Origin of the sequence: Bradyrhizobium sp. 26S5 (genome assembly GCF_036923295.1) — a bacterium.
In the GTDB taxonomy this organism is placed as follows: domain Bacteria; phylum Pseudomonadota; class Alphaproteobacteria; order Rhizobiales; family Xanthobacteraceae; genus Bradyrhizobium; species Bradyrhizobium septentrionale.
Genome location: NZ_CP145948.1, coordinates 6,267,508 through 6,291,677 on the forward strand (window position 1 = coordinate 6,267,508; position 24,170 = coordinate 6,291,677).

The following is a 24,170-nucleotide window of genomic DNA, read 5'->3' on the forward strand; positions in this document are numbered from 1 at the left end:
CGATCGTTACTCGCGCGACTTGATCTGGAGATGCTCGATCGTCACCGACGCGCTGCCGCCGTTGTTGGCGTAGAACGTGCCGTAGACCGACGGCAAGCCCCAAACCGCGTCGTTGACGAAGATGAAAACCTCGCCATCGCTGCGCGGCCTGAACCTGGCCTCGTAGAGCGAGCTCCGCCCGGGATCGACCGGCTTGATATCGAGGACATGCTCCTCTCCGCCCTTGGCCCCGATCCGGATCACCGGAGCGAACCAGCTTGCAAAGACGACCCGGCGGAACGGCAGCCCGAAATACATCGGCCAGGACATCTTGCTGAAGCCGAAGCCGCGAGGATCGGTCGCGATCGTCTGGTCGCTCCAGCCCTCCTTCACGTCGATCGTGATGCGGTAATCCTCGTCCCGCACCACGGCGACCTTCGTCGGCATGCAGATCTCGCTGGTCGCAAAGTTGACCTGGCCGGAGCCCGCCCCGGCGCCCCCGCTGCCGACGCAAAATGCTCCGAAGGAATCGGCGACGCGGAACGCAGTCTGGCTGGCCAATGCCAGCAAGATCAGCAGGATCAGGGCGGCGAACAGCGACGGCAGGCCCTGGTGTTTGGACCAATAGAAGAAGATCCGGTAGGCCGGCTGGGTGCGTATCGCGTAAGCGACCGTATCGAAAGCGCCGGGAGTCACGGGGAGCGACATCCAGATCATCCGCATGACGTCGCGAATTCTTGTTTGCAGCCAACCGCTGACGAATAGCAGAACCGCCACGGTGACCCCGCCCAGTACGAGAAAGCCTGGTGCGGCGCTGTAGGCTGTCAGCCACGGAGCGACCATCGACGGCAAAAACGCGCCTGCAAGCGCAATCAGCGGCCGCAGCAGAACCAGCGGCGTATCCGCGCCGAGCGTCGGATGATCGAGTAACGGCACGGCTGCCAGGGCCACGGATGCGAACACTGTCAGGAAATAGACGATGCGCCGCAGCCAAACCATATTCCAGACCGTGTGGGTCTGCAGCTGATGACGCGGCGGCTCCGGATCGCCCGGATCATTCGCTGCGAAGAGATCACCCGCCTTGTCAGTGACCTGATAGGCGGCGGGCAGCATGATCGGCACGTAGCCGTCGGTCCCGACGCTGAATGGCGGCGCGGGAGTCGGCTTTGCGGTCGCCTCGATCCGTTGAAACACGGCTTTGTGGATGATGGGGTCCGGCTGCCACAGATAGGGCGTGCCCGGCTCCAGATCCTTCATGACCGCCTTCTGTTCGACGCGGCGCTCCGGATCACGGTTGATCAATTCACCGAGCATGTACTCGATATCGCCGCTGAACGACGGCTTGTACGGCAAGGCGGTGCTGAGTTCGTGCACGTTGCGCGGCTTGTAGCGATAATAGCCGGCGAGCCCGTGGCGTGAATCGTTCAGCTTGTCGAAACGGTCGGCCATCGATCGCACAAGCTTGAGCTGAGGCGGATTGAACAGCAGCCCGAACGGCGCGGCGCGGTCCAGCATCCAGCTGAGCGTGAAATACGACAGGCCATCTTGCGGATACCCGCCGCCGATATCGGCGTGAACGCCAACGAACCAGACCTGGCTGAGCCGACGATTGTCGATCGGCGTCAACCTGCCACGCCATTCGTCCGTAACGTCCGCGCTCCACCCCTGCTGCATGTCACGCAGCTTTTGGGTGCCGAAATTGCGCACATAACGCTCGTCCCAAAGCACAGGCCTGAATGCGTCTCGCTCATCCTCGAGCGCAAGCGCGTGACAGGCGCGGTGGATCTTCGAGCTCATGAAGCGATCGGGCATCGACAGTGGCCAGTACCAATAGTCGATCGCACTGACGATCTCCTCGATCGGCCCGCCATAGGCATCGACCGTGTCCCACAGACCCAGGAAGTGGATTTGCGGGACACCGACCTGATCGTCTTTCTCGTATTGCGGAATGCCCCGCAGATGACGATAGATCCTGATGCAGCCGTCGCGCAGGTCGCGCAGCGGCGTGACCAGCCCCTTCGTGATGCTGAACCGCCTCCGGTAACCCCGGTAGGCGTCGGTCGCGTAACGCGCGAGCGCAATCTCGTCGCCATGATACGGGACAAGACCTTCATTCGCGATCAGGCCTGCGACAACGCGCATGGTGAAGGCGCCCCGGCTGAAGCCGAAGCCGTAGATGCGGTCACCCGGCACGTAATTGCGGCAGCAGAAGCTGTAGATATCGATGACGTTCCGCTTCAACCCGAAGCCAAAAATGCCGCCCAGGATCGCGAACAGCTTGAACGAGGATGTCCCGATGCCGTTGTCGTAATAGGCAATCTGCCGCTGCGCGTCCGACAGGTCGAGCGTCTGGAACATTCGCCAGACATTGGTCTTCAGGACTTTTGCGGAGCTGTTTCCCGTTCCGTCGGAAAGGAGGACAATATTCTTTGGCATGGATGCCTTACCTGAAAAACTGGAAAAGCAGCATGCTTGCCTGAAATTGCTTTTCAGGCAAGGTACAATCACAGAGAGCAGATAGGAAAATCCGCTGGAAAATCCCTCCAGCGTGGCAAACCAGACGATCGCCGAGCAAGACTGCGGCGTCTCTCGTCAGCGCGGCTGCTGTTGCGTCGTGCAGTGAATGCCGCCGCCACCGGCGGCGATGCCGTCGATGTTGATCTGGATGATCTCCCGGTCCGGAAACAGCGCGCGCAACGTGTCGCGCGCGTTGCGGTCCGCGGTCGCGTCGCCGAATTCCGGCGCAATTACGGCGCCGTTGCAAACGTAGAAATTGATGTAGCCGGCGGCGAAGTCCTTGTTGACCTTTGGCCGCACCGTCGACGGCCCCTGCAGCACCACGACCTCCAGCCGCCGGCCCTTCGCATCGACAGCGCCGCGCAGGAGTTCGAGGTGCCGCCTCGTCACCGCATGGTCAAACGACGACGGGTCCATCTCCAGGCCGGCCACGACAACGCCGGGACTGGCAAAACGTGCATAGAAATCGGTATGCCCGTCGGTGATGTCCTTGCCGGCAATTCCGGGCAGCCAGATGATCTTCTCCAGCCCCAGCAGGCGAGACAATTCGGCCTCGCATTCGTCCCGGGATACACCCGGATTGCGATTTGGATTGAGGACGCAGCTCTCGGTGATGATGGCCGTCCCCTCGCCGTCGACTTCGATCCCGCCGCCTTCCAGCACCAGGCCGGCCTTGATGAACACAGCCTTTGCGGCCCGGGCCACGTTCGCGGCGACGTCGGCATCGAGCGTATGGCGTTGCTTGTTGCCCCAGCCGTTAAAGTTGAAACCGACGGCGCCGAGTTGCCCCGACGGATCCCTGACAAAAACCGGCCCGGTATCGCGCATCCACACGTCATCGACCGGTTGAACGACGAGGCTGACCGAGGGGCCGCACAGCCGCGCGGCGATCTCCTGGTCCTCCTCGCGCACCAGCATGTTGACGCGTTCATAGGCCGCGATCGCCTTGGCAATGTTGGCGAGATTTTCCCTGGCGACTGGAAGCAGCTTGCCGCCCCAGATCGCGGCGCTGGCGCCAAAAGCCATCCAGGTCGCGGCATGCGGAGCGCCCTCGTCCGGCATCCGCCAGTTCGCATGATCCTGCGCCAATTGATCCACGAGCGTTCCGGCCGCGGTGGCCACCCCTGTTGGTCACAAGGTAGCGCAGTTAGCCCCGCGCGCGTGGCCAATTTGGGACGCCCCGAGCCGCGGGCCGCCGCGTGGCTCTAGCGAGCGCCGTCCGCCTCACCCGCCCCCACCATCCGCGCCGCGACGCGGTCGCGCCTGACGAAATGATGGAAGGCGACCGCCGCGAGGTGCAGCACGATCAGCGCGAGCAGCACATAGGCAAAGAAGATGTGGCGATCCTCATAGGCATCGGCCGCCGCCTTGTCGGGCGAGGTGATCTGGGGGACATGAAACAGGCCGAAGAAATCAGAATAGTTCTGCGCGCGGGCGCCGGAATGGGCCCAGCCCAGCATCGCCACCAGGATGGTGACGGCATAGAGCGCACCGTGGCTGACGCGGGCGGCGATCCGCTGCCAGGAGGGCGTGTCGGCCGGCAGCGCCGGCGTCGGGTTGGCGCCGCGCCAGACCAGCCGGAGCACCGTCAGCAGCAGCACCAGGTAGCCGATATCGGCATGGATCGACCGGTAGAAGAACTTGTCCGCCCGTGCCGGGATGTGGTTCATCCACCAGCCATAGGCCAGCATGCAGATGATGGTGATGCCCAGCACCCAGTGGAACGCACGGGCAAGCGAGCCCCAGCTCGCGGTGGTATTGCGGATCATGGTGGATTGGTCCCCGGCGGCCCCATTTGGATTTCGCACGTCGCAGCAATAGCTTGCCGTGATACTTGCAGGTATCTGCCAAAGCCATATGAAATTCCCGCCCTTCAGCGCCTTTTGTCGGCCCAACTCGCCGGATAGCCAAAAACAACTGAATGGTAACCCTGGTTCGGATAGAATTTCCGCGTGTCCAATCCCCCAACCATCCTTGTCTTCGATTCCGGCCTCGGCGGCCTCACCGTCCTGCGCGAGGTCGTCCGCGCCCGGCCCGACGCACATTACGTCTATGTCGCCGATGACGCATTCTTCCCCTATGGCCACCACAGCGAGGACGAGATCGTCGCCCGCGTGGTGCCGCTGGTCGGCGAGCTGATCGAGGCCCATGCGCCCGACCTGGTCGTGATCGCCTGCAACACCGCGTCGACGCTGGTCATGTCGCATCTGCGCGATGCTTATCCCTTGCCCTTCGTCGGCACGGTGCCGGCGATCAAGCCGGCCTGCGCCTCGTCGAAAACCAGGCGTGTCTCGGTGCTCGGCACCAGGGGCACCGTGAAGCGGGAATATACCCGCAAGCTGATCTCGGACTTCGCGCAGGGCTGCGAGGTGACGCTGGTCGGATCCGGCGAGCTCGCCTCGCTGGCGGAAGCTGCGCTGAGCGGCGAGAGGGTGCGCGACGAGGACATCGCGGCCGAGCTCGCGCCCTGCTTCGTCGGCGATGGCGCTGACGACCCCGCCCGCACCGACACCGTCGTGCTCGCCTGCACGCATTATCCGCTGCTGCTGGAGCGGCTGAGGCGGCTCGCGCCCTGGCCGGTCGACTGGATCGATCCGGCGCCGGCGATCGCCCGCCGCGTCGCCGACCTGCTCGGCCCGGCAGGCTCGGAGAGCGACGAGGCCGGCGCCGAGATGATCTTCACCTCGAAGCGCCCGCACAGGCTGACCGAAGCGCTGACGCCGTTCTTCGGCGGCCGCGTCCCGGCCTGATCCTTTTCGCCGTCACCATGTGCTGCTAGCTTCCGCTCGCCTCATCGAGGGAGCACTGCATTGACCCCAGCACCGCCGCTCAACCGCTTGCGCAAGGCGTGGCGCGACAAGCGCCCGACCTTCGGCGCGATCGCGACCATTCCGAGCATCCAGACCGTGCAGATCATGGCGCAGTCGCTGGACTGGATCATCGTCGATCTCGAGCACGGCCCGATCGATCTCGGCACCGCGCATGCGATGATCGTGGCGACCTCGGGCACGCCTTGCGTGCCGATGGTGCGGATCGCCGCCAATGAGCCGTATCTCGCCAAGGCGCCGATGGACATCGGCGCGCTCGGCATCAATTTCCCGATGATCTGCAATCGCGGCGACGCCGAGAAGGCGGTGCGCAGCGTGCGCTATCCGCCGAACGGCGACCGGCTCTGGGGACCGTTCCATGCGCCGTTCCGCTGGGGCGTCTCGATGAACGACTACATGGCGACCGCCGACGACGACATGATCTGCATGATCACGATCGAGCATGTCGAAGCCGTGAACCGGATCGACGAGATCATGGCAACGCCCGGCATCGACCTCGCGGTGATCGGGCCCGGCGATCTCGCCACTTCGATCAACAAGCGCGGGCAGCCCGACGATCCCGAAGTGGTCGCGCTGATGCAGCGCGCCGAAGCAGGCATCATGAGGAGCGGCGTGCCGATCGGCGGCGTCGCCCGCACCGCCGAGCAGGCCAATGCGATGATCGAGCGCGGCTACCTCGCGCTCGCGCTCGGCTTCGACTGGTCGCTGTTCCAGCGCGGCATCGCCGCCGCCTTCGCCGGGATCAAGCGGTAAGAAGACGCTAGACTGTCGCGAGGTAAAGGCTCGGATCGAAATATTGCGTGGCCGGCGTCGCGGCTGCGATCGGGGCCTCGCTCAGGAAGAAATCGCTGACCTGCTGCAGCCATCGGGCCACGGAGCCGTCGGCATAGAGCCGTTTCCACTCCCGCGACGAGAACATCTTCTGCGCGGCCAGCGCCTCCTCGATATCGGCGATCGTGGCTTGCGGATAATGCTTCTTCTGCAACGCGCCGGCCACCGCCTTGCCGTTACGGAGCATGTGGTCGTTGGCGTCGGCCCAGCCGCGGATGATCCGGGCGAACACCTCGCGGTTGGCGGCAAGATAATCCTGGCGGGCGACCCAGCCGCCGACGACGGCGGATTGCGGATAGTAGGCGGATGCGTCGACCAGCTTGACCGCGCCGGGCGCCTTTTCACGCACCGTGATATTGAACGGAACCCACAGCGCGACGGCGGGCACTTCGCCTGCGATGAACGCGTTTACCGCCGCGGACATGCTGCCGTTTGCGATTTCGACGTCGGCCGGCGCGAGCCCGTTGGCGCGCAGCGCGCGGTCGAGGAAGATGTGGGCGGTGGTCATCCTGGTGGTCGCAATGCGCTTGCCGCGCAGGTCGGCGAATGTCGTGACGCCCTTGTCGGGCCGCACCCAGAGCTGAGCGGTCGCGATCTCGATGTCGTTGACAAGGAACGCGGTGTAACCGCCGCGCGGCAGCAGGCTCGAGATGACGCCGCCGGCCGAGAGCACGTCGAGCTTGCCCGCGGCCATCGCCTCTACCACCTCGAAACCGGTGTTGAACTCGACCAGATCGAAATCGATCCCTTCCCGGTCGAACGAGCCGCGGTCGAGCCCGGTCAGGATCTGGCCGTCGACCGCGATGACACGGAGATAGCCGAGCCGCAGCCGGGCTCGCTCTCGCGCAATCGCAGGCGTCCCGAGCGCCGCGGCGCCCAGCGCTGATCCGATGAGAAAGCGCCGCCGGCTGGTCCTGCGAGACAATAGCCTGGCCCCGACCTGCATCTCAGTGCACCGGATGATCGAGCAGCGGTTGCAGGAAGACATCGCGCAGCCGCTCAGCGTGGTATTGCGCGACGCCATCCCCGGGATATTCGGCCAGGAAGTCGGCAATGTGCAGCAGCGCCGTGGCGGGCTCGGCGCCGCGGATCGCAGCGTAGACGGCCTCCCAGCACGCGCAGAACGTCAGCTCCGAATCGCCGCGCTCGCCGCAAAGCTCGTAGACGGTGATCGCCTCGGCAAAGCCCTTCGGCCGGATCTCGTCGACGCTGCGGAACGCGAATTTGTGTTCGGCGCGCGCCCGCACCGCGGCGCTGACCAGCACCTGCGTGCCGTAATTCTTGTTGAGGCCTTCGAGCCGCGAGGCGAGATTGATGGTGGCGCCGAGCGCGGTGTAGTTCATGCGGTCGGCGGAGCCGACATTGCCGACCACGGCGTCGCCGAGATGCAGGCCGAACCGCGTGGTGTAGGCCGGCCAGCCCTCGCTGCGGAACGCCCGGTTGAGCTCGGCGTTGCGCTGCAGGCAGTCCAGTACGGCCTCGCAGGCGTGAATGGCGTGATCGAGATCCTGGTCGGGCGCGTTCCACAGTGCCATCACGGCGTCGCCGATGAATTTGTCGATGGTGCCATGGTGTTTCATGATCGCCTCCGACATCGCGGCGAAATAGCGCGAGGTGAAGATCATGACCTGCGACGGATCGGCTTTCTCCGTCTTCGCGGTGAAGTCGGCGACGTCGGTGAAGAGCACCGTGACCTCGCGCCTGACGCCGCCGAGCTGCAGCGAGGCGCCGGAGGCCATCAGCTGGCGGACGATCGGCTGCGGAATGAAGCTGGAGAAGTTTCGCACGACGGTGCGCATCGTGAACACCGAACGGCCGAGCTCGTCGAGCTCGTCGATCGCCGATCGCATCCGCGGCCGGTCGGCGAGCTGAAAGCGCTGGATCTCGTCGGTCTGCCGCGCCAGCTCGCGCAGCGAGCGGGCGAGCAGCGAGCCGAGCCAGAATGCGAACGGCAGCATCGCGGCCACAAAGCCGAGCGCGATGGCGAACAGCGCGCGCCGCTCCGAGATGATCTGGGCAAAGAATTCGTCGAGCGGCGCGATCACCGCGAGACGGATGTTGGCGGCGCCGGCGGTCTCGATGCGGTGGAAGGCCGCCACCAAAGTCCGCCCGTCGGCATCGGTGAAGAACTGCTGCGCGCCCCCATCGCTGCGCCAGGACTGGATCGCCGCGGACAGGCCGGGAAGCTTGAGGGCGTCGACCCTGGGCAGCGCGTCGCGGCGTTCGGCCATCAGGTCGCGCATCTCGGGATGGCCGACGATCCGGTCGGCGTCGTTGAACAGGAAGGCCAGCCCGGATTTGCCGAGCTTCTGCCGGCTCAGCATCTCCTCCAGCCGGTTGAGCAGGAGGTCGGCGGCCACCACGCCGCGGCGGCCTTCCTTGAGCGGGATGCGCAGCGTGTAACCGGGCTCGCCGGTCGCATAGAACACATAGGGCCCGGTGAGCAGCGTCTTGCGATCCTTGAACGCCTCGACATACCAGGGCCGCTGCCGCGGGTCATAGCTGTCCGGCCCCGCCACCTCGCCGACCTGGATCAGGTTCTCCGACAGGAACAGCGTCACCGGCGCGGCCGCGGCAGCACCGGTGCGGGCGATCACCACAACGCGGTAGACCGCGTCGGCATCGACATTCAGCGCGGCGCGGAATTGCGGCTTGGCGCGATCGATGACGTCCATCTCCAGGAACGAGCCGTCTTCATAGCCGACATAGAGATTGAAGATCTGCGGATTGTTGCGCAGCATCGAGGCCAGCAGGGCGTAGAGCCGGCTGTTGTCGGCGATGTCGGCCTCCTGGATCGCCGGCAGCCCGGCCAGGATATCGAGATTGTCGCGCACGTTCTTGAACTGCGCGTCGATGCGGTCGGCGCCGAGCTGCCCCACCTTGTCGATGAAGGTGCTCGCGGCCATCTGCGTGATCGACGAGACCCGGCGGAAGCTGAGATAGACCAGCGTCAGACCGACGACCAGCACCGCGGCGATGAACACCGTGATGATCGAGGTGCGGAAACCGATCCGAACCGGCCTCCGGCTGGTCGCACGCGCGTCACTCATCGGGCTGGTTGTCCGCCTCCCCTAATACTTCCGTACGATCGGCTTCGCCGGCGCGGTCTGCGGCGCGGCGGTCGAGAGCTGGAATGTCACCCAGGCCGTCCATCCCTCCGCGCGGTTTTCGGCGGCGAAATCCTTGTAGCCCCGGAGGTTCAGATAGCCCTGATAGCCCTCGCCAACGGGAAAGATGAATCCGACCTGCGGGCCGATACCGGCGATGCGTCCCTTGAAATCGCCGAGCTTGGCGCCGGCGCCGCTGTCGCCGGTGAGCTGCTGGAAATAGTAGCCGGCGACGCCGACATGGACATTCTTGGCGACGAACTTCGACAGTCCCCAGTCGAGGTGGAAGTCGATGCCATTCTGGTATTGCAGATCCTTGTTCATTCCATTGTAGGTGACGCCGGCCAGCACCGAGAACTCCTGGCCGGATTCCGAATTGAGATAGGTGTAAGCGCCGCCAACGTCGATCGCGACAAATCCAAAGCTGAGATTGGCGAGGCGGGTGCTGTCATAGGTCCCGCTCGGGATGTTGCCGAAAATGTAGAACATCTCGTTGTTGACACCCTGATTCCATTTCAGGGTGCCCTGGTAGAACACGTCAGAGACCGTGTTGCGGTTGTCGGTTGCGACGCCCGAGATGGTGTTGCCGCGCGGGCCGGTCAGCGTCGCGTCGACGCCGACACCGATGTTCCCCGGCGCGGCCAGGAAGGTCACGGCCGCCTGCCCGCCAAGCACGGACTGCGCCCAGGTGTAGGTGAAGCCTTCAATCAGCACGTCCGCATGGGCGTTGAGACCGGCGACGACCGATCCCGGCACGCGGTTGCCGATGACGAAATTCTTGCTCGCGTTGGCGCTTTGATCCAGGTGGATATAGATCGTCTCATAGGCCCAACCGGGCATCGCCGGTGCCGCCGTCAGGCTTGCGAACGCGCCGGGGAGCCAGAAGCTCAGTCCACCGGCGTCGGCCAACGCTGCGCGCGGCATCGCCGACAGCGCCAGTGCGCCAACAATGCCGAGCACCGCACGCTTGTGACGTTTGACCATTGTCGTCCCGACCTCCCCACTTCGCTCAAGACATCGTAACGGATTCGCATCAGCTCGCTGGCTGCGGCTCCGGGAATTTCCACTTGCCGTTCAGGATTTCGGCGCGCGGCCGATAGAGCCGGACCGTGTAGTTCCAGCCCTTGGTGATCGGCAGGCAGTTCACAATCTTGCCGTCGCAGCCGCCAAACTGGATCGCGATCGCGCCGTCGTCACTGCGCCTGGCGGTGAGGTTGTTCAGCGTATAGGCGTTGTAGGAATTCTTCTCGTAATAGCCCTGCTCGTTATAGACGCTGACCGACCAGAAGCCGTCGACGGGCACGTCCTTGACCTTGAGCTTGTAGACGGTGGTGCCGTCGTTCTTCGCGGGCGTGATGTTGAGGTAGGTCGCGTCCTTGTCCGGATTGCCGCCCCAGCCGAGAGCCGTGCCAATCAAGTGCCGGATCGGATCAACCTGCTGTTTTGAGCCGAACGCCTTCTTGAAATCGGGGATCGTGGATCCCAGCACCAGCAGCGCGTCGCGAACCTTCTTCTGGCTGGCCGGATCCCAGTTCGGCACTTCGAACTTGCCGGCAGTCTTCTGGCTGACCTTGATGGCGTCCTGAAGCTTGTGGACCGCATCGACATCCTTGGCGTCCGTTGGATCGACCAGCGTGCGGATGGCGAAAACGACGTAGCGCGTGCCGACCTTGTCTTTCGACAAGGTCCGGGTGCCGGCGCCATAGTCAACCTCCACGACGTAGTGATCCTGATTGATCACCTCCATCGACATGAATCGCTTGCCTGCATCCGGCAGCGTAATCGAGACCGGTCCCGCGTCGAGATCGAAGACCGCGCCGGAGTAGAGCGTGTCGCGGTTGAGGCGGATGACAGCCTGCTTGTCGAGAGAAGCGGGTTCACGATTATGATTGAACCTGCCGAAGCCGTTCTCCCGGGCGATGTTGCCGAGATAGAGGTCCGTTTCGGCGCGAATGAAGTTGTCAACGGTCACCGGCACAGCGCCGCCCGTGGGCGGCTCAGCCTGTGCGCCCGTGATCAGGGTGAACGCCACCAAGCCAAAGCCAATCTTCCTGATCATCATGAACCAGCTCCACTACTTGCACGTAGAACGAGAATCTGCTCCGGGCGCCGGCAATCCGTCCGGCCCCCGAAAACTCAATTGACCTTTGTCAGAGCCGGCGGTGTCCATTCACACGTCCTTGCCGGCTCCTTCGGCACATATGTCCGGAATGTCAGCGAGAACGGTTTGCCGTCGGCGGCCGGCAGCCAGTTAGCCTCGGGAACGCCGGCCACCGGCTTCGCTCCGATGCCGATCTTCAGCGAACCATCCGCCTCCTTCACCAACGGCGAGTGATTGTTAAAGTTGTATCGTTTCAGGGGATTCTGCACCACACGATAGTCCGGCACGCCGACCAGGATGACGGACCAGTACGCATCGACTACCGATTGCGGCAGTCCATTGGCCGGAAAGTGCATGACATAGCTGTTGCTGCCATTGAGCGGCTGCTCATTGGCGTCGCGGGTCGCCGGAAAGTACACGACCTCGGCGGGGTTGTTCGCCCAGATCCCCGCATAGTTGGCCGACGAGCGCAATCGATAGCCTGCGCCATAGTTGCCACCGGACGACGCGCACAGCCAATGATTCACGTATGGCGCGGTCTTGGTCAGGGCATCCTCGCGAAACTGCGTCGAGACCTTCTTGAGCTGCGCATCGATCGATGCGCGCGCCTCCTTGCCGGACGCGACATAGGCCGCGACGGCGCGGACCTTCTGCTGCATCTCGGCGGCGTTCGGCGAGACATCGAGCGCGCTCCCGAGCTTGGCGTCGACGTCGTCGAAAATCTCGACGCCAATCAGGTCCACATTGCTGAACATCGGAATGGCCGGAGGCGGCGCAATCGCCGGCTTCCCGAGCGCTGTCACGGTGAACGCACGCTGAAGCTTCACGGCACCATCCGGATCGCCCTTCAACTCGACGCGGCCGAGCATTTTCGCCTTGCTGGAATGCAGCTCGATGCGGCCGGCGTCAGCGGGGATCTTTGCGGTGGAACCCGGCTTCACCAGAGCGAACTTGCCGTATGGTTTGGTCGGAAAGATGCGCTCGTTGATATTGGCGATGACCTCGCCCCACTCATCCAGAATCTGCGCGGTGTAGTAGCGCCCCTTGATCTCGGGTACCTCCAGGATGACAGGCGTCTTGTCGTCGACCGCGAACCACGCCTCCAGATAGGCAACATCAAAGTTCGGGTTGACGAAATCGGCCGAGCCGAGCGGATTGTACTTGATCTTGTTGTAGGCGAAGCCCTCACCCTTGCGATCTATGTGCTCCTGGCGGTTCACGAGGACGCGCCCGAGCAGATAGATATAGGCATCGGCGACGGTCTTCTCGTCTGGCGTCACGCCGAGAACTGTGGCCGCCTGCTGCGCGGCAGCCGGCGAACTCGGCGCAGCCAGAACCGTCGATACGCAGAATGCCGCCGTGATCGCTTTGGAAATGTGTCTCACCCGTACTGCTCCCTGCATTTGTCAATCCGCTCCCCTCAGAACGGATTGACGTAATTGACGATCGCGACCTGGCGCAGAATCACGCGCCGCACGACATGCGTCGGTTTGAGATGCTCCGTGTAGATCGCCGCCGTGCCGGTTGCGCCCGCGGGCAGCCGGTCGGCGAAGGCAGCATCGTCGAGCTTGACACGCACGACGAATGGCGCAGCCTCGATCGCCTTCGGCGCCACGGCCGTACCCGAGGTCTGGGTCTGACCGGTCGCGATCGCCTGCAACACACTTTCGACCTTGCCGGAATAAATTTGCCCGGGAGCGAACTTGAACGTGACTTCGGCCTCCTGTCCCGGCGCGACATACCGCGCATCGATCTGGTTGATCTCGACGCCGATGATCGTGCTCGAGGTGTCGATGAACGCCATCACCGGCGACAGCGGCAGGTTCGCCACCCGCGCGCCCTTGCGCAGAGCGAGGTTGGTGACGTAACCGTCGGCCGGCGCGCGGACCACCGTCTTGTCGCTGTTCCACTGTGCTGCCTCGAGCTGGCCGCTGAGCTGATCGACCTCGGACTGCCGCTGCTCGACGTCAAAGCCACGCCCGGCGTCGCGCTCGTAGAGCGTCGTCATCTGGGCGAGCCGCGTCCTGGACAGCTTGAGCTGCGCCTCGATCGCCTTGACCTGTGCGTCGTACGGCGTCGGATCGATCTTGAAGAGAATGTCGCCCGCCTTCAGCGGCGTGTTGGCGACGACGGGCACCTCGGTCACCTCACCCGCGACGTTGGGCACGATCGACACCGCATTGCGCACAACCAGCGCCGAACCCTGCGGCGCGCCCCAGCCCATCGGCACCAGCAGGCCGAACAGCAGGAGCACCAGCACGATGAAGGGCGACGCCTTCCAGAACAGGTTGAAGCGCACGATCCTGAAGTGCACCAGCAGGAACAGCAGCACCAGATAGGTGTTGAAGATCGCGACACCCATCACGCGTCTCCCGCCCGGCGCGGCGCCGGCACGTCGACATAAGCCCAGACGAAAGCCACCGGCCACAGTGCAAAGCCGCAGATCAAGGTGATCCAGCCCGCGACGGTCACGGCCTGCGCGTAAGGGTGATTGCGGGATTTCGCGATATGCCCGGGCAACCAGCCGGCGATGCAGAACATACTGATCGCGCTCGCGACCAGGATAAGCAGCACGATCCAGGCGAAGATGTCGTAGCCGCTCATGGCTTCGCCTCCTTCGCAGCACCTGTTGTGGCCAGGGGCGGAAAGACCTCTTTCCAATCCTGCTTCATGTCGACCACGGTCCAGCCGCCCGCAGTGGCCGCGTCGAGCGCCTTGTCGAGCTTGCCGATCTTCGATTGCCGGTCGTAGGCGTATTCGCGCTCAGCATCGGTGTGGTGCACGATGCCGGCGAAACGCGTGCCCTGCCCCGCCGCGGTCCATTGCAGCATTTGCAGATCGCCATCCGAATTGCCGAAGGCGAAGATCGGGCGGCGACCGATGAAGCGGTTGATACCGACCGGCTTGCCCGGGCCGTCATCGATGAACTCGACCTTGGCTTCCTTCATCAGCACGGGCTTGCCGTCAGCACCGATCTGGAATTTCACCACGCCCGAAGAGCCGACCACCTGCTCCGGCGGAATGCCGTAGACCCGCTCCGTCCACGGCCGCATGAACTCGACGCCGCCGCCGGAGACGACGAAGGTCTTGAAGCCGTTGGCCCTGAGATAAACCAGCAGCTCCAGCATCGGTTGATAGACCAGGCTGTCATAGGGACGGTTGAACCGCGGATGCCTTGCCGTCGCGAGCCAGTCGCGGACGGACTGCGCAAACGCCTCCGTGGTCATGCCGGCATGCGTGACCGCCAGGATTTGCAGCAGCCCTTTCTCTCCGCTGGCCGCAAGCGCCTTGGTGTCCTTCTCCAGCAGCGCCTTGAAGGGTTGCCGCGTCTTCCAGTCCGGATGCTCCGGCGCCATCGCCTTGACGCGGTCGAACGCGAAGGCGAGTTGGAAATAGAGTGGCTGCTCGGTCCACAGCGTGCCGTCATTGTCGAAGGTGGCGATGCGCTCGGCCGGCGGCACGAAATCCGCTCCGCCTTGCGTCGTTACGCGCACGACGAAATCGGTGATCGCCTTCTTCGCCGCGCCGTCGTTCCAGGACGGCAGCGGGTCGGTCTGGGCACGGGCACCGACAACGCTGCACAGCACGAGAGCGACGAGCGCCGCAACGGCCGCTCGTCGGTTCAGTCCTGTGCATCCAGCCATCACTGCAATCCGCAACGGATTTCCCCTACCGCCTCTCGTTGAGCTTCATGCCTATTGGGTCACCTCGAAGCTCTTCTGCATCTTCTCGACCAACTGGTCGATGCTGAAGCTCGATGGCCGCTGGCTCGGAGGATAATCCTTGAAAGTCGCGAGAAAGTCTCCGACGACCGCCGAGGACGCCAGGAATGCGCCGGCAGCGTCCGACATGAACCAGTCGTAGTAAGTGTTCGAGGTGACGTCCGCACGTTCGTACGGATCGGAACGCAGATTGAAGAATTTCGGCACCCGCAGCTTGGTGAACGGCTCCGCCCAGATCCGCATGGTGCCGTTGACGCGCTGCTCTTCGAACACCGCTTTCCAGTTCTCATAACGCATCGCCACGACATCGCCGTCGTCGTTGAAGTAGATGAATTCCTTGCGGGCGCCGCGATCCTGCTGGCCGGTGAGATATGGAAGCTGATTGTAACCGTCGAGGTGAACCTTGAATGTCTTGCCACCGACGTTATGGCCGTTGAGCAGCTTCTGCTTGATCTCAGTGTCGCCGGCCGCGGCCATGAGTGTGGGGAACCAGTCGAGTCCACTGATCATTTCGTTCGAGACCGAACCCGGCTGGATTCGTCCCGGCCAGCGGATCATGCAGGGCACGCGGAACGCGCCTTCCCAGTTGGTGTTCTTCTCGCTGCGGAACGGCGTCGTGCCGGCGTCCGGCCAGGAGTTCTGATGCGGGCCGTTGTCGGTCGTGTAGAGAACGATCGTATCATTGGCGACGCCGAGATCGTCCAGGGCCTTGAGGATCGTGCCGATCGTCGCATCGTGCTCGATCATCCCGTCGGCATATTCGGTCCGTGAAGTCAGGCCCGGCTTGTCGCGATGCTCCGCCCGCACATGGGTGCGGAAATGCATGCGGGTGGAGTTGAACCAGCAGAAGAACGGCGTGTTCGCCTGAACCTGACGCCGCATGAAATCGACCGCCGCGGCCGACGTCTCATCGTCGATGGTTTCCATGCGCTTCTTGGAGAGCGGCCCGGTGTCCTCGATGGTCTGCTTGCCAACCCTGCCCCAGCGTGGCTGCTCGGTCGGGTCGTCGCGGTCGGATGCCTTGCAACGCAACACGCCGCGCGGTCCGAACTTGTCGAAGAAGCCGGGGTCTTTCGGGTAGAACCGGTTCTCGGGGTCTTCTTCGGCGTTGAGGTGATAAAGGTTGCCGTAAAACTCGTCGAAGCCGTGCACCGTCGGCAAATATTCGTTGCGGTCACCAAGGTGGTTCTTGCCAAACTGGCCGGTGGCGTAGCCCAGCGGCTTGAGCACTTGGGCGATCGTGACGTCCCTGGCCTGCAGGCCAACGGTCGCGCCGGGGACGCCAACCTTCGAGAGGCCGGTTCGCAACGTGCATTGGCCGGTGATGAAGGATGATCGCCCTGCCGTGCAGCTTTGCTCGGCATAATAGTCGGTAAACATCATGCCTTCTTTGGCAACGCGATCGATATTCGGCGTGCGATAGCCCATCAGGCCGAATGAATAGGCGCTCAGGTTGGTCTGGCCGATATCATCGCCGAAGATGATGAGAATATTCGGCTTGCGCCCCGAAGCCGCCGCAGCGGCCGGACTTGCAGCCGGCACCGGGGCAGCCTTCTGCGCCTGTGCCAGCGCGTCTGATGTCAACGCCGCTGCTGCGACCAGCGAGGATGTACCGAGCAGCAGATTTCGGCGATTGATCGCCTGTTCCGCTTCGGTCTGGCTCTTGCTCCTGGTTTCATTGCTCATTCGACACTCCTTACTTTTCAGAAGGCCGTTGCGACGGTCGAGAAACTGCAGGCCGGCTCACCGAAGGATGAGCCGGGTGCGCAGAGTTAGCGATTTTGCAGTTGCTGCTGGATGATCCGGTTCAGTCCGGCGCGGACCTTGTCGACATCCATTCCTTCGGTTAGCGCCTTCTTCTGCTTGATCCCGTCCATCATGCCTTCCAGGATGTTGGCGGGATTGAAGCTCGGCGGGAAGGCGCGCGGCGGAAACTCCTTGAACGTCGCGACGAACTGGAACACCTCATCCATCATGCCGTAGGCGCTGCCGACATGATTCAGATTCCAGTCCCAGAAGGTGTTGGAGGTGATGTCGGCGCGCTCGAAGGGGTCCTGCATCAGGTTAAAGATCTTCTGCAGGCGGAGCGTGGTGAAGGGTTCGGCCCACAGCCCCATCGTCCCTTCCTTGCGCTGCTCGGAGAAGACGTATTTGTAGTCGCCCTGCCGGAAGCACACCAACAAGCCGTCATCGTCCGAGTAGAAAAACTTGTCGCGCGCGCTCTTGGTGCCGTTGTTGTTGGCGGCGGTCCCGCTGACGTTGCGGAGGAACGCCGACTGGTCATAGCCGTCGAGATGGACCTTGTAGTTGGTGCCGTTCGCGGTGTAGCCGGCCCTCAGCTTGTTGACGATGTCGGGTTCGCCGGCGATCGAACACAACGTTGGGATCCAGTCGTTGTGGCTCATGAGTTCGTTGCTGACCGTACCGGGCTTGATCACACCGGGCCAGCGGACAAGGCAGGGCACGCGGAAAGCGCCCTCCCAATTGGTGTTCTTCTCCGAGCGGAACCAGGTCATGGCACCGTCGGGCCAGGTGTTCATGTGGGGCCCGTTGTCGCTCGAATAGACCACAATGGTGTCGTTCGCGATTCCCAGATCGTCCAGCGCCTTGAGCAGTGAGCCGACGGTGTCGTCGTGCTCCATCATGCCGTCGATATACTCGCTGTCGCCGTGGGTGTAGCGGCCCCGATGGTCGGCGCGCACGTGCGTGCGCAGATGCATGCGCGTCGCATTGAACCAGCAAAAGAATGGTTTGCCGGCCGCCTGCTGCCGCTTGATGAAATCGATCGCCGCCGCGGACGTTTCGTCGTCGACCGTCTCCATGCGCTTCTTGGTCAGTGCGCCGGTGTCCTCGATGGTCTGCTTGCCAATCTTGCCGAACCGCGGATCGACCGTGGGGTCGTCGCTATCCGTCGCCTTGCAGCGCAGCACGCCGCGCGGGCCGAACTTGGCGCGGTAGGCCGGGTCCTTGGGATAGTCAGGCAGCTCCGGCTCTTCCTCGGCATTGAGATGGTAGAGGTTACCGAAGAACTCGTCGAAGCCGTTCACGGTCGGCAGCGACTCGTTGCGGTCGCCGACGTGATTCTTGCCGAACTGACCGGTGGTATAGCCGAGATTCTTGAGCAGACCGCTGACCGACGGATCGAGCTGGCTCATCCCCATTGGCGCACCGGGAAAGCCGACCTTGGTCAGACCGGAACGAATACCATGCTGGCCGGTGAGAAACGCAGCGCGGCCGGCCGTGCAAGACTGCTCGCCGTAATAATGCTGCATCTTGAGGCCTTCGCGCGCAATGCGGTCGATGCTTGGCGTCTCGTATCCCATCAAGCCATTCGAATAGGCGCTGATGTTCGCGATGCCGATGTCGTCACCCCAGATCACCAGGATATTCGGCTTGCGGCCCGAGGTCGCCGCAGGGGACGGACTTGCAGCCGACGAAGGCGCTGCCTTCTGCGCCTGCGCGAACGCATCGGACGTCAATGTCGCCGCGGCCACCAGGGTGGATGTGCCCAGCAAGAGATTGCGACGGTCGATAGCCTTGTCGGCCTGTTTGTTGTTGTCGGCGTCGTTGCTCATAAGAAACTCCTTACATTGCAAAGGCCTTCATTTCGGCGGGTGAGAAACGGCTGGCGACGACCGCACCACGCAGCGGAATCCGACATGGCTGGTCGAGGTATCGACCGGCTCGGCATGGCGCGCGGCCGGGCGATAGCGGCGGCAGTAGTTCGGCGCGCAGAGATGCGAGCCGCCTTTCAGGACCTTGCGGGGAATCCTGATCGCCGGCTGGGCGGGGTCGTAGCTCGCGCTCTCGCGGCCGCCGCGCGGATTCTGCGGAATGCAGCAAGGTTTCGCGGCATCGGCCTCATGGCGGGCCGACCACCAGTCGGCGGTCCACTCCCAGACATTGCCGATCATGTCGTGGACGCCATAGCCGTTCGGCGGGAACGCGGTCACCGGCGAGGTCCGGTCAAAACCGTCCTCGCAGAGATTCTGCAGCGGGAAATTGCCCTGCCAGGTATTGGCCATGTGCTTGCCGCCGGGCGTCAGGGCATTGCCCCAGGCATATTCCTCATCCTCGAGCCCGCCGCGTGCCGCGAACTCCCACTCCGCTTCGGTCGGCAGCTCCTTGCCGGCCCATTTGGCGTAGGCCAGCGCATCGGCATAGGCGACGTGGACGACGGGATGGCTGCCGAGCACGTTGATGTTGCTGCGCGGGCCATAGGGGCGACGCCAGTTCGCGCCCCGCAGGTAGGTCCACCATTGGCTCCAGTCGCGCAGGGTGTGGACGCGGCGCGGCGGAGAAAACACCAGCGAGCCGGCATAGAGCATGTGCGGCAGCGCGCCCGGATATTGCGCGGGATCGGGCGGCCGCTCGGCGAACGTGATGTGGCCGGTCTCCCGCACGAAGTCGCGGAATTGGGCGTTGGTCACCGGCGTGCGGTCGATCCAGAAACCATCGACCGACGCGCGATGCGACGGCGCTTCCTCGGGATAATGCTGGTCCGATCCCATGCGGAACGTGCCGCCGGGAATCCAGACCATGTCGTCGGTCTGCATGCGGTCGTCCGGCTCTGCTTCAGCGGAAGCGATCTCGGCCCGGGACATGGCGATACACCTGTTCGCGCATTACCGCGGGCAACAGTCCCAAAAACCCTGTGTTCTCGATGGGTCGGTGATTTCGTTGAGTGCTACGCGGAAGATCTTGCCGAAGATCGCAGGCTTGAAGATCGCAGGATTGGCTTCTCGGTGATCGAACGTCGTGCTCGATTGCATTGTCGCGCCCTTCCATTTTTTGATGCTGCACTTTTCGGCAGCGTTGATTGCGTCAGGCCTTCTTCCCTTTGTCTCCTCGTCGCCATCTACGCGAGCGCTCGCGTGCGCAGCCGCCCATGCGGCGCGTGATCCGTCCCGCCGGACGTTGTCACGAGCTGTTTCGCTTTGAGATCAAACGATAGCGCAACGTGTTATGCGTGGCATGTGCACTTTGTGCCAATCTCAACCCCAAGGCGTGCAGCCTTAACGAACGATGTCCCAATTCCATCAATCCGATGCCGCGGGCATCATTGCCTTCTTGGAAAAACAAGCGAAAATTTGCACGTCGGCAAATCCGCGCCACGATCTCGCCGTGCAAATCAAACCGGCGTTGTCGCGGGGGAAGTTCTTGTCCTGACTTCAAGCACTTGGTCTCGGCAGATCAATCGCACTCTCCAGTTGTGAACCTGAAAATAAGCGAGCACCTCTCGGTCAGCACCAGCGAACTCGTCGGCTTCGAAGGACTTCACGACGCCGCCAAAGGCTCGCACGTCGGGGCCATGCAGCTTGAGCGCGGCAGGCTGCGCGGCACATTGTCTCACGCGAATTGAACGCCCTGCACGAACCGGAACTCAGCGCGCCGCGGGTACCGCGCAGCGAGCCGGCGTCGTCCAAAATCGCGATCACTGAGTTGCCCGACGTGGCAAGACCCTTCGTCAAAAATATTTCTGTTTATCGGCACACCCAACTCAGTGTATAGATTTGCCCGTCTCACCCGATCGAGGGGCGCTTGCGCATCGTCACGGGTGTTGCGGTGAGATGCGGTGGACGCTGAGGTCACGACCGACGAAGCGTGATCGATGCGGACGGCGAAATCGTGTGGTCCTGACGCCCTAGCGGCAGGTGTCTCGTCGCAATATGCGAAAGCGTTTTGCGAGGGCGGTGAGAAGCAAGCCCAGTCTCGCCGGGGAGAGCACGTATAAGCCGTAACCCATCGCGCGGGGAAAGCCGGAGTTCCCGGTTACACCTGTGGTCCTACCTCCCGTGCTTTTTGTTGCACGGGACCCATGGGTGCGATCGGCACCTGGCTTTCCCTGCGCCCTCTGATAATCGAGGGCGGACAAATGATGCAGAAACTCGGGTGGTTCGCGCCGCGAGATGAACGGACTTATCCGAACGTCGCAAGCGCACATCACACTTCGCAGGCTTTCCGCCGCGAGTCCGCGCTGCTAGGCTTTGGCGCCTTGGGAGAAAATGCATGTTCAGGAAATTGCTGATTGGTCTCACCGTGATCGCCTTTGCCGGTGCCGGCGCTGCTGTTGCGCAGCAGAGCGGCATCAAGCGCACGCCGCTGCAAAAGGTCGATTTCCCGGCGGGCTACAACACGGTGACCGCGATCGCCGAGGTTCCGGCCGGGGGCGCGTCGGGGCGTCACAGCCATCCCGGTGCTGAAACCGGCTATGTGCTCGAAGGCGAGCTCGAACTTGTGATCGACGGCCAGCCGCCGTTGAAAGTGAAGGCGGGCGATTCCTACCAGATCCCGGAAGGTGCGGTGCACGACGCCAAGGCCTCCGGCGATAAGCCGCTCAAGGTGCTCGGGGTCTACGTGGTCAAGGCCGGCGAGCCCCTGGCAAAACCGGCGCCGTGAGCAGAACCAATTGGCTTACCGCCAGTTGGTTCATCTGAACTTCAGGTACGGCGAGCGACAATTTGCGCTCGCCGGACATTGATATTTTGCCGGTTTATAGGGACTTGAACTGAACGGATGCGCGGTCGATTTCGTCGAATTTCATTGCCGCGCCGTCCCGTCGCCGATCTGATGTACGCGTCGGCCGGCGTGCCGTTCGTTTCCCTGACACGCTCCCTGAATGTCCGCGCCGTGGTCGAGGCCCGCGCTGGCACCCGGCTGGGCCGCGATCTTCGTCAAGGCGTTCGCGCTGGTCGCCAAGACCGAGCCGACCCTGCGCACGCTGCACGTCAAATGGCCCTGGCCGTGCCTCTATGAGCTGCCGCGCAGCGTCGGCATGGTGGCGATTGCGCGGGTAAATTGCACGCGCTGAGGCCGGGCCCATTCCTGCTGAGCTATGGCGTGATCAAGCCGGATCACACCGTCGATGTGGTGCTGCGCTGGGACCATTTGGTCTGCGACGCGGCGCTGATCGCCCGGACGCTGGCCCGGCTCGAGCAGGTATTGAGCGGCGTGATTGCCCCCGAATTGGGCGCGATCCGGCCGGAAACCGGCACTCGGCCGGTCCGGGCGGCGGCAACCAGGCTTTGAGGGGCGAAAACAGCCGATTTTGGCGTCGATTCGGCCCAAACCGCCCCGCGTTTTGTTTGACAGACCCGGACTTTCTCCTTAAGATCACCCTTGCTCGCGGGCCGGTTTCGGCCCGCGATGCGTTTCGCGACCCGTGGTTCTCCCCGAGCTTTCGAGGCGGACCTGTCGGTACAGGCCTTTTGGCCGGTACACAGGAGGGCGCGTCTCCTCAAACCTGAAACTGACAAAACGCCGGGCGCGACGCAGCGACGGCTATACAAAGAGGACGCGATGACAAAGCGCAGTGAGGCGAAGTACAAGATCGATCGCCGCATGGGCCAGAATATCTGGGGCCGCCCGAAGAGCCCCGTGAACCGCCGCGAATACGGCCCCGGCCAGCACGGCCAGCGCCGCAAAGGCAAGCTCTCCGACTTCGGCGTGCAGCTCCGCGCCAAGCAGAAGCTCAAGGGCTACTACGCCAACATTTCCGAGCGCCAGTTCCACGGCATCTATGTCGAAGCCAGCCGCCTGAAGGGCGACACCGGCGAGAACCTGATCGGCCTGCTGGAGCGCCGTCTCGACACCGTGGTGTACCGCGCCAAGTTCGTCGCCACGATGTTCGCCGCGCGCCAGTTCATCAACCACGGCCACGTCAAGGTGAACGGCCGCAAGGTCAACATCGGCAGCTACAAGCTGAAGGTCGGCGACAGCATCGAGGTCAAGGAAGCCTCCAAGCAGCTCACCCCGGTGCTGGAAGCCGCCCAGCTGCCCGAGCGCGACGTGCCCGACTTCCTCGAGGTCGATCACGGCAAGATGACCGCGAAGTTCGCCCGCATCCCGGCGCTCGGCGACGTGCCGTTCCCGGTGCAGATGGAGCCGCATCTGATCGTCGAATTCTATTCGCGCTGATCACGGCACGCATGCGAGATCCGAAAGGCCCCGGTTTTGCCGGGGCCTTTTTGTTTGGCTAAAGTCAGCACACATCGACCGAGAGAGACATCATGCACTACACCCCTGCCCCGCCCGATCCGAAGGCGCCGCCCGTCCGCATCAACCTGCTGTCGGACACCCAGACCAGGCCGACGCCGGCGATGCGCGAGGCGATGGCGAAGGCTGAGGTCGGCGACGAGCAGGTTGGCGACGATCCGACCACCAATGAGCTCTGCGCCCGCGTCGCCGATCTGCTCGGCAAGGAGGCCGCCGTGTTCATGCCGTCGGGCACGATGTGCAACGTCGCAGCGACGCTGGCCTATTGCCGCCCCGGCGACGAGATCCTGGCGCACGCCACCGCGCATATCATCGCACGCGAGGGCGGCGCGCATGCGGCGCTCGGCGGCTTCCAGATCACGCAGCTCCCGGGCGACGACGGCCAGTTCACGCCGGACGCCTTCCGCGCCGCGCTGCATCCGCGCACCCGCTACCAGCCGCCGCAGGTGCTCGTCAGCGTCGAGCAAACCGCCAATATCGGCGGCGGCACGATCTGGAAGAAGGCCGCGCTGGACGAGGTCGTGAGCATCGCCAAGGCGCACGGCCTTATCACCCATATGGACGGCGCGCGGCTGCTGAATGCGACCGTGGCGTCAGGCATCTCGCCGCGCGACATGACCGCGGGCTGGGATTCCGCCTGGATCGATTTCTCCAAGGGCCTGGGCGCGCCGATCGGCGGCGTGATCGCCGGCACCCGCGCCTTCATCGACGACGTCTGGCGCTGGAAGCAGCGGCTCGGCGGCTCGATGCGGCAGTCCGGCGTCTGTGCCGCCGCCTGCATCCATGCACTCGATCACCACGTCGACCGCCTCGCCGACGACCATGCCAATGCACGGGCGCTGGCGCGCGGGCTGTCGCAGATCAACGGCATCGCCGTGCAGGCGCCGGAGACCAACCTAGTCTTCTTCAAGCCTGACGGCGCCGGCGTATCAGGCGACAAAATGGTCGCCGAGCTGCGCAAGCGCGGCGTGACGCTGGCGATGATGGATGGCCGGATCAGGGCCTGCACGCATCTCGATGTCACGGCGGCGATGATCGAGGAGATGATCGGCCACGTCAGGGACATCGTGCGCGCGGCGTAGCCCCCACA

General features: G+C 63.7%; 19 protein-coding genes and 1 pseudogene. 6 read left to right on the plus strand and 14 right to left on the minus strand.

Annotated features, from left to right (window positions below):
* Window positions 1–6: 6 nt before the first annotated feature.
* From V5279_RS29550 to V5279_RS29560, 3 genes are all read right to left on the minus strand, one after another.
* Window positions 7–2,415: a DUF2235 domain-containing protein gene (locus tag V5279_RS29550; RefSeq protein WP_338690636.1), complete on the minus strand. Its 2,409-nt coding sequence runs from the start codon at window positions 2,413–2,415 to the stop codon at window positions 7–9.
* A 156-nt stretch (window positions 2,416–2,571) separates the two neighbouring features.
* A complete protein-coding gene (locus V5279_RS29555) occupies window positions 2,572–3,594 on the minus strand; it encodes an agmatine deiminase family protein (RefSeq protein ID WP_338690638.1) in 1,023 nt (340 codons plus the stop codon).
* A 107-nt stretch (window positions 3,595–3,701) separates the two neighbouring features.
* Window positions 3,702–4,265, minus strand: coding sequence for a cytochrome b (locus tag V5279_RS29560; protein ID WP_338690640.1), 564 nt, complete (start codon window positions 4,263–4,265; stop codon window positions 3,702–3,704).
* Between the two features lie 183 nt (window positions 4,266–4,448).
* Between V5279_RS29560 and murI the strand changes: the two genes are divergently transcribed.
* Window positions 4,449–5,246, plus strand: a complete 798-nt coding sequence (gene murI / locus V5279_RS29565) for a glutamate racemase (protein WP_166298117.1) — start codon at window positions 4,449–4,451, stop codon at window positions 5,244–5,246.
* A gap of 60 nt (window positions 5,247–5,306) precedes the next feature.
* Window positions 5,307–6,077: an HpcH/HpaI aldolase family protein gene (locus tag V5279_RS29570; RefSeq protein ID WP_166298118.1), complete on the plus strand. Its 771-nt coding sequence runs from the start codon at window positions 5,307–5,309 to the stop codon at window positions 6,075–6,077.
* A gap of 7 nt (window positions 6,078–6,084) precedes the next feature.
* On the opposite strand, the gene V5279_RS29575 is transcribed toward V5279_RS29570, so the two are convergent.
* From V5279_RS29575 to V5279_RS29625, 11 genes are all read right to left on the minus strand, one after another.
* The gene (locus tag V5279_RS29575) at window positions 6,085–7,101 is read right to left on the minus strand and encodes an ABC transporter substrate-binding protein (RefSeq protein ID WP_338690643.1); all 1,017 of its coding nucleotides are present in this window, start codon (window positions 7,099–7,101) and stop codon (window positions 6,085–6,087) included.
* 1 nt (window position 7,102) lies between these two features.
* Entirely contained in the window at window positions 7,103–9,205 is a 2,103-nt protein-coding gene (locus V5279_RS29580; protein WP_338690645.1) for an adenylate/guanylate cyclase domain-containing protein, read from the minus strand.
* Between the two features lie 21 nt (window positions 9,206–9,226).
* Window positions 9,227–10,246 carry a SphA family protein gene (locus tag V5279_RS29585; protein ID WP_338690647.1) on the minus strand — a complete coding sequence of 340 codons (1,020 nt, stop codon included), beginning with the start codon at window positions 10,244–10,246 and terminating at the stop codon, window positions 9,227–9,229.
* 49 nt (window positions 10,247–10,295) lie between these two features.
* Complete coding sequence (locus V5279_RS29590; RefSeq protein WP_338690649.1) at window positions 10,296–11,324, minus strand: DUF1254 domain-containing protein; 1,029 nt, start codon at window positions 11,322–11,324, stop codon at window positions 10,296–10,298.
* Between the two features lie 74 nt (window positions 11,325–11,398).
* On the minus strand, window positions 11,399–12,748 hold the full coding sequence (locus V5279_RS29595; protein ID WP_338690651.1) for a DUF1214 domain-containing protein: 1,350 nt from the start codon (window positions 12,746–12,748) through the stop codon (window positions 11,399–11,401).
* Between the two features lie 35 nt (window positions 12,749–12,783).
* Window positions 12,784–13,725 (minus strand): efflux RND transporter periplasmic adaptor subunit, encoded by a 942-nt coding sequence (locus V5279_RS29600; RefSeq protein WP_338690653.1) that lies wholly within the window; start codon window positions 13,723–13,725, stop codon window positions 12,784–12,786.
* Window positions 13,725–13,967 (minus strand): DUF3302 domain-containing protein, encoded by a 243-nt coding sequence (locus V5279_RS29605; protein ID WP_338690655.1) that lies wholly within the window; start codon window positions 13,965–13,967, stop codon window positions 13,725–13,727. Before V5279_RS29605 ends, V5279_RS29600 begins: the two co-directional genes overlap by 1 nt.
* Window positions 13,964–15,007, minus strand: coding sequence for an HAD family hydrolase (locus V5279_RS29610; RefSeq protein WP_338690657.1), 1,044 nt, complete (start codon window positions 15,005–15,007; stop codon window positions 13,964–13,966). The genes V5279_RS29605 and V5279_RS29610 overlap by 4 nt, the downstream gene beginning before the upstream one ends.
* A 51-nt stretch (window positions 15,008–15,058) precedes the next feature.
* Window positions 15,059–16,771: an arylsulfatase gene (locus V5279_RS29615; protein ID WP_338690659.1), complete on the minus strand. Its 1,713-nt coding sequence runs from the start codon at window positions 16,769–16,771 to the stop codon at window positions 15,059–15,061.
* Window positions 16,772–16,857: 86 nt separating this feature from the next.
* Window positions 16,858–18,660: an arylsulfatase gene (locus V5279_RS29620; RefSeq protein ID WP_338690661.1), complete on the minus strand. Its 1,803-nt coding sequence runs from the start codon at window positions 18,658–18,660 to the stop codon at window positions 16,858–16,860.
* 27 nt (window positions 18,661–18,687) lie between these two features.
* Window positions 18,688–19,689 (minus strand): formylglycine-generating enzyme family protein, encoded by a 1,002-nt coding sequence (locus V5279_RS29625; protein WP_166298123.1) that lies wholly within the window; start codon window positions 19,687–19,689, stop codon window positions 18,688–18,690.
* A gap of 1,405 nt (window positions 19,690–21,094) precedes the next feature.
* On the opposite strand from V5279_RS29625, the gene V5279_RS29630 reads away from it, so the two are divergent.
* From V5279_RS29630 to V5279_RS29645, 4 genes and pseudogenes are all read left to right on the plus strand, one after another.
* The gene (locus V5279_RS29630) at window positions 21,095–21,484 is read left to right on the plus strand and encodes a cupin domain-containing protein (RefSeq protein WP_166206948.1); all 390 of its coding nucleotides are present in this window, start codon (window positions 21,095–21,097) and stop codon (window positions 21,482–21,484) included.
* Between the two features lie 117 nt (window positions 21,485–21,601).
* Window positions 21,602–22,114, plus strand: a pseudogene (locus V5279_RS29635) (hypothetical protein).
* A 270-nt stretch (window positions 22,115–22,384) separates the two neighbouring features.
* On the plus strand, window positions 22,385–23,002 hold the full coding sequence (gene rpsD, locus V5279_RS29640) for a 30S ribosomal protein S4 (protein ID WP_029081651.1): 618 nt from the start codon (window positions 22,385–22,387) through the stop codon (window positions 23,000–23,002).
* 92 nt (window positions 23,003–23,094) lie between these two features.
* Window positions 23,095–24,162, plus strand: a complete 1,068-nt coding sequence (locus V5279_RS29645) for a threonine aldolase family protein (RefSeq protein WP_166298129.1) — start codon at window positions 23,095–23,097, stop codon at window positions 24,160–24,162.
* Window positions 24,163–24,170: the final 8 nt, after the last annotated feature.

What these genes read in the sequence shown, in the direction of transcription:
- V5279_RS29630 (WP_166206948.1), top strand. Translation starts at nt 21,095, where the DNA reads ATGTTCAGGAAATTGCTGATTGGTCTCACCGTGATCGCCTTTGCCGGT.
- V5279_RS29590 (WP_338690649.1), bottom strand. Translation starts at nt 11,324, where the DNA reads ATGATGATCAGGAAGATTGGCTTTGGCTTGGTGGCGTTCACCCTGATC.
- V5279_RS29550 (WP_338690636.1), bottom strand. Translation starts at nt 2,415, where the DNA reads ATGCCAAAGAATATTGTCCTCCTTTCCGACGGAACGGGAAACAGCTCC.
- V5279_RS29575 (WP_338690643.1), bottom strand. Translation starts at nt 7,101, where the DNA reads ATGCAGGTCGGGGCCAGGCTATTGTCTCGCAGGACCAGCCGGCGGCGC.
- V5279_RS29625 (WP_166298123.1), bottom strand. Translation starts at nt 19,689, where the DNA reads ATGTCCCGGGCCGAGATCGCTTCCGCTGAAGCAGAGCCGGACGACCGC.
- V5279_RS29610 (WP_338690657.1), bottom strand. Translation starts at nt 15,007, where the DNA reads ATGGCTGGATGCACAGGACTGAACCGACGAGCGGCCGTTGCGGCGCTC.
- V5279_RS29645 (WP_166298129.1), top strand. Translation starts at nt 23,095, where the DNA reads ATGCACTACACCCCTGCCCCGCCCGATCCGAAGGCGCCGCCCGTCCGC.
- V5279_RS29605 (WP_338690655.1), bottom strand. Translation starts at nt 13,967, where the DNA reads ATGAGCGGCTACGACATCTTCGCCTGGATCGTGCTGCTTATCCTGGTC.
- V5279_RS29600 (WP_338690653.1), bottom strand. Translation starts at nt 13,725, where the DNA reads ATGGGTGTCGCGATCTTCAACACCTATCTGGTGCTGCTGTTCCTGCTG.
- V5279_RS29615 (WP_338690659.1), bottom strand. Translation starts at nt 16,771, where the DNA reads ATGAGCAATGAAACCAGGAGCAAGAGCCAGACCGAAGCGGAACAGGCG.
- V5279_RS29580 (WP_338690645.1), bottom strand. Translation starts at nt 9,205, where the DNA reads ATGAGTGACGCGCGTGCGACCAGCCGGAGGCCGGTTCGGATCGGTTTC.
- V5279_RS29585 (WP_338690647.1), bottom strand. Translation starts at nt 10,246, where the DNA reads ATGGTCAAACGTCACAAGCGTGCGGTGCTCGGCATTGTTGGCGCACTG.
- V5279_RS29620 (WP_338690661.1), bottom strand. Translation starts at nt 18,660, where the DNA reads ATGAGCAACGACGCCGACAACAACAAACAGGCCGACAAGGCTATCGAC.
- V5279_RS29560 (WP_338690640.1), bottom strand. Translation starts at nt 4,265, where the DNA reads ATGATCCGCAATACCACCGCGAGCTGGGGCTCGCTTGCCCGTGCGTTC.
- rpsD (WP_029081651.1), top strand. Translation starts at nt 22,385, where the DNA reads ATGACAAAGCGCAGTGAGGCGAAGTACAAGATCGATCGCCGCATGGGC.